Origin of the sequence: Flavobacterium turcicum (assembly GCF_011365745.1) — a bacterium.
GTDB lineage: Bacteria > Bacteroidota > Bacteroidia > Flavobacteriales > Flavobacteriaceae > Flavobacterium > Flavobacterium turcicum.
In genome coordinates this window covers 1-10,387 of the sequence record NZ_JAAOBY010000006.1, presented here as the reverse complement: position 1 = coordinate 10,387, position 10,387 = coordinate 1, and the positions used below count along the sequence as shown (strand labels likewise).

The following is a 10,387-nucleotide window of genomic DNA, read 5'->3' as shown; positions in this document are numbered from 1 at the left end:
CATTGCATTGCAAACAAAGCACTCGAACTGACGAACTGCAAAAAACTAGCCTGCTGAATGGCACGTCAGTTCGAGTGATAGACTTCCTATACTTCGGGAAGGCCATTGTATCGAGAACCAATTACTACAATCTTTTTTAGTATCTTAGTACCAACTAATTCAAAAAAATATGACCAAGATAACCAAAGAAGACATCAGCCAAGAGGTTTTTGACCTTTATGACGATTACGCACACAACAAAATTGACCGTCGCGCCTTTGTTGAAAAACTATCCCTATTTGCCGTGGGAACCTTGACCCTACCCTCGTTACTGAGTTTTATGTCACCCAATTATGTTGACACTTTACTAGTTTCACCCAACGATCCGCGACTGAAAACGGGTTTTATCACCTACGATTCGCCTAAAGGTGGCGGCGCTATCAAAGGTTTATTATCGCAACCAGTGGCTAGCAAAAAGAAACTTCCGGGAATTATTGTCGTTCACGAAAATCGTGGCCTCAACCCTTATATTGAAGATGTGGGCCGCCGAGCTGCTCTTGATGGTTTTATCACCTTGGCGCCGGATGCTTTGTCGCCATTAGGCGGTTATCCCGGCAACGATGATGCGGGTCGCGAACTACAAAAAAAACGCACTCGCGATGAAATGCTCGAAGATTTTATTGCAGCATACAACTACCTAAAAAATCACAAGGACTGTAACGGACAAATAGGTGTAGTTGGTTTTTGTTTTGGAGGTTGGATTGCCAATATGATGGCGGTTAAAATTCCAACTTTGCAAGCTGCCGTGCCATATTATGGAGGTCAACCCACTGCTGCTGAAGCAGAATTAATTAAAACCCCTATTATGGCCCAATACGCGAGATTAGACACTCGCGTGAACGAAGGCTGGCCTGCCTACGAAGCTATTTTACAAAAAAACAAGGTACCGCACACAGCACATTTTTACGAAGGCGTGAACCATGGTTTCCACAACAACACCACACCGCGTTACGACGAAAAAGCCGCTACCCTATCCTGGGAACGTACCATTGCTTTTTTTAAACAAGAACTCAAAAAGAAATAAGCGCATTGCAAAAAAGTAAGAAAGTGGAAATGAAGGTTTCCACTTTTTTTATATTAAATTTCCTAATTTGTGGATTCTCGCATAGTTTTGAAGATTGGATTTTGTAATATTATCAAATGAAAGAAAATAGCATCATAGACGTGACTTGCGCATTGATATTTTTGGAAAATAAAATACTTGTTACTCAAAGAAGCGAAAAAATGAAACTACCTTTAAAATGGGAGTTTCCGGGCGGTAAATTAGAAGAAAATGAAAGTGAAATAGATTGCATTAAAAGAGAAATATTAGAAGAAATTAATATTGAAATCGAAGTCGTAAAACAATTGTCAAATAGTGTATATGATTACGGAAGTTTTAAAATCAACTTGATTCCTTTTATCGCAAATTATGTTTCTGGAGAAATCATTTTATCCGAACATAAAGATTATAAATTATTAGATAAATCAGAACTACAAAATTTAGATTGGGCAGAAGCAGATTTACCTATCGTTGAAGAATTTTTAAAACTTGAATTATGAACCAAGGATTGTACGAAGAATTAGTAACCAAACTAATCAACTATAAATTAAATGAACTAGATAAAGATACTTTTCAAGTTAAAAAAACCTCAATTGACAAAGCAGAAGCAGCACAATTATTATCGCAGCATATTGGTAGAGTAAAATTTAGATAAGTAATACCAATATTACTTAAACCTTATTTGTAAGTTTAGCTTGAAATAATTTTTTCCATTTACGTTGTAAAGTTTTCCGAATTCATGCCTTGAACTACTTGCTGTTTCCAATTTTGTATTTTGAAATAAGTAATCTTCAAACTGATTTCGATTGTAAATATGATAACACAAAACATCTCCGTTTTCTTTTACAATTAAATACCCACCAGTTGCGTCATAAATTCCATTCCAAACTTTTGAAGGTGTCATTCCTAAGGCAACATCAGTCAAGAAGCGTTTAATTTTGTACTCATAAAATGTATGAGCAAATTGAATATCGTACTTTAATGGATTTGTTTTGTTTATATTTTCAGTCAAATCTTTAATTGAACTTAAGTTAGATGTGTAAAAAGTTTTTACAACTTCCGCTAAAATATTTGGTAACAAGCTATCAATTAAAACTAAATTATTTTTGAAAACGTCTTGCTCAAGCGAAACATAACTTATGTTCCCACCAAGTTGTTTTATGTTTTCAATTCTATCTTTAATTTTACTTTTTGTGTCAATTTCGTTTATGCTGTTTACTTGATCATCTGTTAGTTCAAAATCTGAAATTTGATAAATGAAGTTGGTAGTTTTTCCTGCGTTCAAAAGAGTTGCTTGTCCGCCTAGTTGTGATTTTATACTAAATCCTAATTCAGCTGTTTGATTTATTCTTTGGTCGTGAATAACGATTTGAATATCCGATTTGGAAGTTGATTTTGCTTTTAATGAACCACAATTTATTGAGTTCATAAAAGTTTCAATTTCTGGAATACTAAATGCTCCATTCGAACTTTTTATTATTGCTAATAACTTTACAGATTGTTCAGTAAAAGTTTTCACAGGAATTCTTAATTGTTCTTTTCCACCTGAAATAATTACTAAATCTCCGTTTATTTCATATTCAAAATTCCCACCAGTTTCATTACGAATAATCTTGATTATCGGATAAAATAATTCTTCAACTTTTTTTAAATCTGCGTCTCCTGCAAATAATTGTTTATCGCTTAGCAATTTAAACAGTGCGTAAATCTCACTCCATTCTCCTTTATTTCCTGATAGCATATTATTCAATTCCAATTAGTTCTAAAATTTTTTCAGCTGTTGCTTGAATTGCAGGAACTGCAACAGAATTACCAAATTGTTTATAAGCAGAAGCATCGGCAACTGGTATTATAAAATTATCCGGAAATCCTTGTAATCGAGCCCATTCTCTTGGTGTCATTTTACGGATTCCTTCCCTATTTACAGTACCTTTGATATGGGTTGTTGGAGTAAAATCTACAATTCTATGGTCTAAAACTAGATTTCTCTCCCTTCCCATTCCACCTACGACAATTGCATTTGCAATGCCCTCATCAGGAATTATTGCATAACCAAAACCATTTCCCTTGTTTGCATGTCTTTCCCTATGTTTAACTAACGTTTCTACATATTGAGTCGAAAGAAAGTATTTTGTTGGGGGTACTTTCTCTTCTTTTACATCTTCAAAAGTTGGATTTTTTTCGAAAGGTTTAGGATATTCAAAACTCGAAATGTTTAAATCTTGACGGAAGCCTACGATATAAATTCTCTCTCTATTTTGTGGAACACCGAAATTTTTTGCGTTGACAATTTCTGGTTCTGGTACAAAATAACCTAAATCATTTCTTAGTACATTCAAAATTGTTTCTAGAGTCTTTCCTTTGTCATGACTCCTCAATCCCTTCACATTCTCCAGAAAGATTGCTTTTGGTCTATGTTTTTTTATTATCTCAGCAACATCAAAAAACAAGGTTCCTCTCGTATCATCAAAACCACCTCTCTTGCCAGCTATAGAAAAAGCTTGACAAGGAAAACCAGCAGTTAGTAAGTCAAATTGATTAGGAATAAAATTTTTAGTTTGATATTTTGTTATATCTCCAAAAGGTACTTCTCCAAAATTTGCGCTATATGTTTTTTTAGCGCTGACATCCCACTCACTCGTAAAGACGCATTTGCCACCTAAATTTTGTAACGCCATTCTAAAACCTCCAATTCCTGCAAATAAATCTATAAATGTGAAAGTATAGTTGGTTGGTGTAGGGAATGGAACATCTTCTACTTCAAATAAAAGTTGTTGCAGAGCTACATCCGAAATAAGGTTTAAATTTTCCTCTTCGTTCTTGTATTCAATAATTTGTTTTAAATATTCTTCTGCTTTCTCTTGGAAGTGCTCATGTGCCTCGCTCCGATAATTCTGTAAATAATGTGTTATTACAGCTTTTTTATTTTCGTCGTCTTCACCAAATTTTAGCTTAAATTTTTTCTGATCAAATTCTTCTATCGATATCTTGTCAATCACCTTCATTTTTTAAACTCTTTATCATTAAAAAAAGTTTCAAAATCACTTTCTAATCCGTTAATTACTTTCTCCATTATTTCGATTGAAACATTTCTTTTACCTTTCTCAATGTCAGAAATATAATTTCTATCGACATTTGATATATTGGCCAAATTCTCAATGGAAAGACCTTTCGCCTCTCGCAGAATTTTCACTTTATGACCAAACTTTTCTTTAATATTCATAGTTGATAAAATTAGATTTACGCCTACAATTGACCCGCCTACAATTGTATGCGCAGAACAGTTACTTATAAACAATTTTGATAAAGCCTGATTAAATTATAAGGGGAAAATTTAGCGTTGAAAAGGCTTTTAAAATAATAAGATAGCTAAAGTATTTAGCTATAGAAATGCGGAAGATTAAGAAAAAAATTTCTTGCGACAGAAGATTATATCAACAAAAAAAGCCCCAAACGGGGCTTTTTCTATACAATTATGTTAGCTTTTATTTACTTAAGTACATTTTTCTGCGAGAGTACAATTCGTAGAACTGATCGTCTTTTAGGTCATCAATAAACAAGATGCTTTCACCGGTTGATTTCATTTCAGGTCCTAAGGCTTTGTTTACATTATGAAACTTACTGAACGAGAATACTGGCTGCTTGATGGCAAATCCTTTTAATTGTGGGTTAAATTCAAAGTCAGTTACTTTATTGTGTCCTAGCATAACTTTGGTAGCGTAGTTTACATACGGTTCGCCGTAAGCTTTAGCAATAAACGGCACCGTACGTGACGCACGTGGGTTGGCCTCAATAATGTACACGGTATCGTTCTTGATAGCAAACTGAATGTTAATCAAACCAACTGTTTTGAGTGCCAAGGCAATTTTTTTGGTGTGGTCTTTTATTTGTTGCATCACAAACTCACCCAAGTTAAATGGCGGCAAGGTAGCGTTACTATCGCCAGAGTGCACGCCACAAGGCTCAATGTGCTCCATGATCCCGATGATGTAAACGTTTTCGCCATCGCAAATTGCATCGGCTTCGGCTTCGATAGCACCATCTAAATAGTGATCTAAAAGCAATTTATTACCCGGAATGGTTTTTAATAAATTGATTACATGCTCCTCTAACTCTTGCTTGTTGATTACAATTTTCATTCCCTGACCACCCAGCACATACGAAGGACGAATTAACAATGGAAAATCCAATTGATCAGCCAAGGCAGCCGCTTCATCAGCTGTTTCGGCAATACCAAACTGCGGGAACGGAATTTCTAATTCGGTCAGCAAATCAGAAAAACGACCGCGGTCTTCGGCTAAATCGAGTGCATCAAAACTAGTTCCTATAATTTTTACTCCGTATTTAGATAACTTTTCAGCCAGTTTCAAAGCGGTTTGTCCGCCCAACTGCACAATTACACCTTCTGGTTTTTCGTGTTGGATGATGTCGTAAATATGCTCCCAATATACCGGCTCAAAGTACAATTTATCGGCCGTATCAAAGTCGGTCGAAACTGTTTCAGGATTACAATTGATCATGATTGTCTCGTAGCCACATTCTTTGGCAGCCAAAACTCCGTGCACGCAAGAGTAATCAAATTCGATTCCTTGACCAATTCTATTTGGCCCAGAGCCCAACACAATGATTTTCTTTTTATCGGTAACAATACTTTCGTTGTCTACGTAGCGCGTACCATCTGCTTTTTCGATTTCAGCTTCAAAAGTAGAATAGTAATAAGGTGTTTTTGCTTTAAATTCGGCCGCACAAGTGTCAACCAATTTAAACACACGATTAATGTTTTGCTCGGTACGTAGGCTGTGTACTTCGCTTTCTAAGCAGCCCATCATGTGCGCAATTTGTCTGTCGGCAAAGCCTTTTTGTTTGGCTTCAAGCAACAACTCTCTTGGCAAAGTAGCGATCGTGTATTTGGCAATTTCTTTCTCAAGTGTAAACAATTCCTCGTATTGTTTCAAGAACCACATGTCAATTTTAGTGATTTCGTGAATTCTACTCAACGGAATTCCAAGCGCAATGGCATCGTAAATAACAAACACACGATCCCAGCTGGCATAGGTTAATTTCTCTATAATTTGTTCGTAATTGGTGTAGCCTTTTCCGTCGGCACCCAATCCGTTTCTTTTAATTTCTAATGATTGTGTGGCTTTGTGTAAGGCCTCTTGAAACGAGCGTCCGATTCCCATAACCTCACCTACTGATTTCATTTGAAGACCTAATGTTCTATCAGCTCCTTCAAATTTATCAAAGTTCCAACGCGGAATTTTAACAATTACATAATCCAAAGTCGGTTCGAACAAAGCCGAAGTTGACTTGGTAATTTGGTTTTGCAACTCATCTAAATTGTAACCCAAAGCTAATTTTGAAGCAATTTTGGCAATAGGATAACCTGTAGCTTTTGATGCTAATGCTGAAGAGCGAGAAACACGAGGATTGATCTCGATGGCTACGATATCTTCTTTTTCATCTGGCGAAACGGCAAACTGCACGTTGCAACCTCCGGCGAAGTTACCAATAGAACGCATCATCAAAATGGCATAATCACGCATTTTTTGGAAAGTCGTATCCGATAAGGTCATTGCTGGCGCTACCGTAATCGAATCACCTGTGTGAATCCCCATTGGATCCATATTTTCGATAGAACAAATAATAACTACGTTGTCATTTTTGTCTCTCAGTAATTCTAATTCGTATTCTTTCCAACCCATCAAAGCTTTATCGATAAGTACCTCATGAATTGGAGACGCCTCTAAACCGCGAGTTAAGAGTTCGTTGAAATCTTCTTTTTTGTACACAATAGCCGCTCCTGTTCCTCCTAAGGTAAACGAAGGACGAATTACTAGCGGAAAACCAAATTCCTGCGCAATCTCTTTACCACGTAGGTACGAGGTACAAATTTCGGCTGGAGCAGTTGGTACATTAATTTTTTTAAGCAATGCTTTAAATTGATCTCTGTCTTCGGTAATGTTGATGGCATTAACGTCAACCCCAATCATTTTCACATCAAAATCTTTCCAAATTCCTTTCTCCTCAGCTTCCAAACACAAGTTCAAAGCGGTTTGTCCGCCCATAGTTGGTAAAACAGCATCAATTTGCGGATGCGCTTTTAGGATTTCGATAATCGATTTGGTAGTAAGCGGTTTTAAGTAAATATGGTCGGCCATTGAAGGATCGGTCATAATGGTAGCCGGATTGGAATTGATCAAGATTACCTCGATTCCTTCTTCACGAATAGAGCGTGCAGATTGCGAACCTGCGTAATCAAATTCGCAAGCTTGACCAATTACAATAGGACCTGAACCTATTATTAAAACCGATTTTATTGATGTGTCTTTGGGCATGTTGTAGTGTGTTGTGTAGTTATGTGTAAATGTAAAGGTACTGAAAGGATGACTTTTAGGTCGATTTACAGTGATTTTTTTACCGAAAAGGTATAAAAAAAGGCGATACTAAAAAAAGTAACGCCTTAAATATGTTTATTCAAACATTATTTTTTGTGTCTTGGTTCGCTAGAAACAGTCAATTTATGTCTTCCTTTAGCTCTTCTACGCGCAAGAACTTTTCTTCCATTAGCAGAAGCCATTCTGTCCATAAATCCGTGCTTATTTCTTCTTTTTCTTTTCGATGGTTGAAACGTTCTTTTGCTCATTGCTTTGTATCTTTAAAAACTTATTTATATGTCTATTTAATTCTCAATAGTGGTTGTTCGAAAACCGAGTGCAAATATACAAAGACTTTTTTTCCTCACAAGTAGTTTTGTAAAAATATTTTCAATTCCTTTTACTATATTTGTGCTCTTAAATTAAACACGCTATGTTTCACAAAAATATCAAATTTATTATTGCCGGACTTATTATTGCTGCTGGCATTTGGCAATTTACTGAGAGTAACATCGGTAACGGAATTTTCCTATTAGTATTAAGTGCCATTCCAATATTTTTATACTTTAGAAATGAATTTATTTTACTTGCTTTCTTAAAACTGAGAAAACAAGATTTTGAAGGAGCCAAAAAATGGTTGTCGCATATTAAAAACCCTGAAACTGCTTTAATTCAAAAACAACAAGGATATTTTAATTACCTACACGGAATCATGCTGGCGCAAACCAACATCAATCAAGCCGAAAAATATTTCAAAAAAGCAATTGATCTAGGTTTGTCCATGGACATGGATTTGGCTGTTGCCAAATTGAATTTGGCAGGTGTAGCAATGACACGTCGTCGTAAATTAGAAGCAACTGCTCTTTTGAACGAGGCTAAAAAATTAGACAAGCAAAACATGCTGAAAGAGCAAATTGCAATGATGAAAGAACAAATGAAAAAGATTTAATTGCTTTAATTTTATATAACAGAAAGGGTCAAATTTAATTTTGACCCTTTTTTGCTTTCAATTCAGATGTTCCTAAAATAAATGCAGGTAAATGCTCATTGAGCCATTTGTATTTATTTAAAATCATGATGTGTGTTCCGCCTTTTACTACGTGGCATTTGCTAATATTTTTAATAGGAAAGACATCATCTTGATCACCATGAATGTGCACTACATTTTCATCAATCACGGTTCGGTCCCACAAAATTACCTGCTCAACAGCCCAAGTTAAATACCCAATATCACGCACTGATAAAAATTTCTCGTACAACTGAATGCGCTTATTGATCTTTTCTCCAAACGAAAAACGCGCTAAACTTTCAATGTTTACAATCAAACTCATTGGAATAAGCTTATACGCCTTGGTGGTTTTGGCTAATTTGAATCGTAGCGGAAACTCAGCATTACTTTTTACACTCGAAATGATGATAACCTTGTGCGCATTTATGTGTTTTGCCATTTCTTGAACCAAAATACCACCAAATGAAACTCCCACCAAAACCGGATTTTCGGCTGTAATTTTATCCGCAATACGTTTTGCGTAAGCTACCAAAGTTTCTGCGGGTAGCGGGATTTCCCATTCTAAAAAATGCATATCAAAATCTGATTCGGCCAAACTAATACGTTCAAAAATACTTGTACTTGCCGCTAAACCTGGCATGAAATAAACCTGTAACTTACCCATAAATGCTTTTAACTTTATTATAACACCATTCCGAATTATATTCCCGAAATTTGTCTAAAAATAATGCTTTTTTCAGAAAAAGCGCTTCTTTACAATTACATATTACCATTAAATTATGACTTCGCAACTATACAAAGCAAATACAAGAGGTACTGCCGATTTTGGCTGGCTTCAGGCTAATTTTTCTTTTTCGTTTGGAAACTATTTCAATCCAGAACGCGTGCAATTTGGAATGTTGCGTGTACTAAATGACGATACCATTGCTGCAGGCGCTGGTTTTGGTACGCACGGTCACGCCAATATGGAAATCATCACGATTCCGCTCGAAGGTGGCTTGATGCACAAAGACAGCATGGGTAACGAAGGCGTTATTCGCTTTGGCGAAGTACAAGTAATGAGTGCCGGTAGCGGTGTGGAACACTCTGAAATGAATGCCAGCAAAACCGAACGCGCTAAAACGTTACAGTTATGGGTTTTTCCAGATACAGAAGAAGTAACACCGCGTTACGACCAAAAATCATTTGACCTAGAACAACACAAAAACACTTTCGTAAACGTAGTTTCACCAAAGGAGCACAACGATGGTAACGCGCTTTGGGTGCACCAAAAAACGTTTTTCAACCTAGGTATTTTTGACGAGAACACAACGGTAAACTACCCGATTCAAATTCCTAACAACGGAGTTTATTTGTTTTTAATAGAAGGTGAAATTGAAATAAACAACCAAATTCTGACTGCAAGAGATGCAATCGGAATAACCGCAACAACTGCAGTTGATATTAAAATTAATAGTAAGGCTAAAATACTTTTGATTGAAGTGCCAATGCAGCAGTAATCCTCCTTATTTTTATGGAAATTAAAGACAATACATTTTCGAGACAATTTGAAACCAATAGCCCACAAGGATTACTTACTGTTGAGTATTCTTTTCAGGAAAAGAAAATCTTTCTCACCAAAATTCACAAACCAGAAGGATTTGAAGATGAAGATTTTTTGAATGACTTTTTAAAAAGTATTTTAGAAAATGCCATCGAAAGAAAGTGGAAAGTAGTTCCTATTTTACCACGAATTGTGCAGTTTTTTAAAAAATTCCCACAATACAAAGAATTACTTCCTCCCGGAATTAGACTATAAAAAAAAGCGACTGCATTATTCCTGCAGTCGCTTTTTTATTTTAGATTGTCCCGTCCTAAAATAGCGATACACAAAAAGTATCCTTATGGAAAACCCTCAAGAATCACGCTACTTAAAGCGCA

General features: G+C 35.9%; 12 protein-coding genes. 6 read left to right on the top strand and 6 right to left on the bottom strand.

Features of this window, described 5'->3' with window-relative positions; genetic code table 11:
- The first annotated feature begins 169 nt into the window (after window positions 1-169).
- The 3 genes from G9Q29_RS10815 to G9Q29_RS10805 all read left to right on the top strand — a co-directional run bounded on the left by G9Q29_RS10815 (window position 170) and on the right by G9Q29_RS10805 (window position 1,736).
- A complete protein-coding gene (locus G9Q29_RS10815; protein WP_166137050.1) occupies window positions 170-1,063 on the top strand; it encodes a dienelactone hydrolase family protein in 894 nt (297 codons plus the stop codon).
- A 116-nt stretch (window positions 1,064-1,179) separates the two neighbouring features.
- Window positions 1,180-1,581 (top strand): (deoxy)nucleoside triphosphate pyrophosphohydrolase, encoded by a 402-nt coding sequence (locus G9Q29_RS10810; RefSeq protein ID WP_205729858.1) that lies wholly within the window; start codon window positions 1,180-1,182, stop codon window positions 1,579-1,581.
- Window positions 1,578-1,736 (top strand): hypothetical protein, encoded by a 159-nt coding sequence (locus G9Q29_RS10805; protein WP_166137047.1) that lies wholly within the window; start codon window positions 1,578-1,580, stop codon window positions 1,734-1,736. The genes G9Q29_RS10810 and G9Q29_RS10805 overlap by 4 nt, the downstream gene beginning before the upstream one ends.
- Window positions 1,737-1,748: 12 nt before the next feature.
- On the opposite strand, the gene G9Q29_RS10800 is transcribed toward G9Q29_RS10805, so the two are convergent.
- The 5 genes from G9Q29_RS10800 to rpmH all read right to left on the bottom strand — a co-directional run bounded on the left by G9Q29_RS10800 (window position 1,749) and on the right by rpmH (window position 7,727).
- Complete coding sequence (locus G9Q29_RS10800) at window positions 1,749-2,822, bottom strand: HpaII family restriction endonuclease (RefSeq protein WP_166137608.1); 1,074 nt, start codon at window positions 2,820-2,822, stop codon at window positions 1,749-1,751.
- Between the two features lies 1 nt (window position 2,823).
- Complete coding sequence (locus tag G9Q29_RS10795) at window positions 2,824-4,086, bottom strand: DNA cytosine methyltransferase (RefSeq protein ID WP_166137044.1); 1,263 nt, start codon at window positions 4,084-4,086, stop codon at window positions 2,824-2,826.
- Entirely contained in the window at window positions 4,083-4,304 is a 222-nt protein-coding gene (locus G9Q29_RS10790) for a helix-turn-helix domain-containing protein (protein ID WP_166137041.1), read from the bottom strand. The genes G9Q29_RS10795 and G9Q29_RS10790 overlap by 4 nt, the downstream gene beginning before the upstream one ends.
- A gap of 262 nt (window positions 4,305-4,566) precedes the next feature.
- Entirely contained in the window at window positions 4,567-7,419 is a 2,853-nt protein-coding gene (gene carB, locus G9Q29_RS10785) for a carbamoyl-phosphate synthase large subunit (protein ID WP_166137038.1), read from the bottom strand.
- 146 nt (window positions 7,420-7,565) lie between these two features.
- Window positions 7,566-7,727: a 50S ribosomal protein L34 gene (gene rpmH / locus G9Q29_RS10780; RefSeq protein WP_008464848.1), complete on the bottom strand. Its 162-nt coding sequence runs from the start codon at window positions 7,725-7,727 to the stop codon at window positions 7,566-7,568.
- A 164-nt stretch (window positions 7,728-7,891) separates the two neighbouring features.
- Between rpmH and G9Q29_RS10775 the strand changes: the two genes are divergently transcribed.
- Window positions 7,892-8,407 (top strand): DUF2892 domain-containing protein, encoded by a 516-nt coding sequence (locus G9Q29_RS10775; protein ID WP_166137035.1) that lies wholly within the window; start codon window positions 7,892-7,894, stop codon window positions 8,405-8,407.
- 34 nt (window positions 8,408-8,441) lie between these two features.
- On the opposite strand, the gene G9Q29_RS10770 is transcribed toward G9Q29_RS10775, so the two are convergent.
- Window positions 8,442-9,131 (bottom strand): alpha/beta hydrolase, encoded by a 690-nt coding sequence (locus tag G9Q29_RS10770; RefSeq protein ID WP_166137032.1) that lies wholly within the window; start codon window positions 9,129-9,131, stop codon window positions 8,442-8,444.
- A gap of 115 nt (window positions 9,132-9,246) precedes the next feature.
- Here G9Q29_RS10770 and G9Q29_RS10765 point away from each other — a divergent pair, with 115 nt between their 5' ends.
- Window positions 9,247-9,966: a pirin family protein gene (locus G9Q29_RS10765; RefSeq protein WP_166137029.1), complete on the top strand. Its 720-nt coding sequence runs from the start codon at window positions 9,247-9,249 to the stop codon at window positions 9,964-9,966.
- 14 nt (window positions 9,967-9,980) lie between these two features.
- Complete coding sequence (locus tag G9Q29_RS10760) at window positions 9,981-10,265, top strand: GNAT family N-acetyltransferase (protein ID WP_166137026.1); 285 nt, start codon at window positions 9,981-9,983, stop codon at window positions 10,263-10,265.
- The last annotated feature ends 122 nt before the right edge of the window (window positions 10,266-10,387 follow it).

Coding starts and splice junctions, on each gene's coding strand:
- G9Q29_RS10765 (WP_166137029.1), top strand. CDS start 9,247: ATGACTTCGCAACTATACAAAGCAAATACAAGAGGTACTGCCGATTTT.
- G9Q29_RS10790 (WP_166137041.1), bottom strand. CDS start 4,304: ATGAATATTAAAGAAAAGTTTGGTCATAAAGTGAAAATTCTGCGAGAG.
- G9Q29_RS10815 (WP_166137050.1), top strand. CDS start 170: ATGACCAAGATAACCAAAGAAGACATCAGCCAAGAGGTTTTTGACCTT.
- G9Q29_RS10800 (WP_166137608.1), bottom strand. CDS start 2,822: ATGCTATCAGGAAATAAAGGAGAATGGAGTGAGATTTACGCACTGTTT.
- carB (WP_166137038.1), bottom strand. CDS start 7,419: ATGCCCAAAGACACATCAATAAAATCGGTTTTAATAATAGGTTCAGGT.
- rpmH (WP_008464848.1), bottom strand. CDS start 7,727: ATGAGCAAAAGAACGTTTCAACCATCGAAAAGAAAAAGAAGAAATAAG.
- G9Q29_RS10795 (WP_166137044.1), bottom strand. CDS start 4,086: ATGAAGGTGATTGACAAGATATCGATAGAAGAATTTGATCAGAAAAAA.
- G9Q29_RS10770 (WP_166137032.1), bottom strand. CDS start 9,131: ATGGGTAAGTTACAGGTTTATTTCATGCCAGGTTTAGCGGCAAGTACA.
- G9Q29_RS10775 (WP_166137035.1), top strand. CDS start 7,892: ATGTTTCACAAAAATATCAAATTTATTATTGCCGGACTTATTATTGCT.
- G9Q29_RS10810 (WP_205729858.1), top strand. CDS start 1,180: ATGAAAGAAAATAGCATCATAGACGTGACTTGCGCATTGATATTTTTG.
- G9Q29_RS10805 (WP_166137047.1), top strand. CDS start 1,578: ATGAACCAAGGATTGTACGAAGAATTAGTAACCAAACTAATCAACTAT.
- G9Q29_RS10760 (WP_166137026.1), top strand. CDS start 9,981: ATGGAAATTAAAGACAATACATTTTCGAGACAATTTGAAACCAATAGC.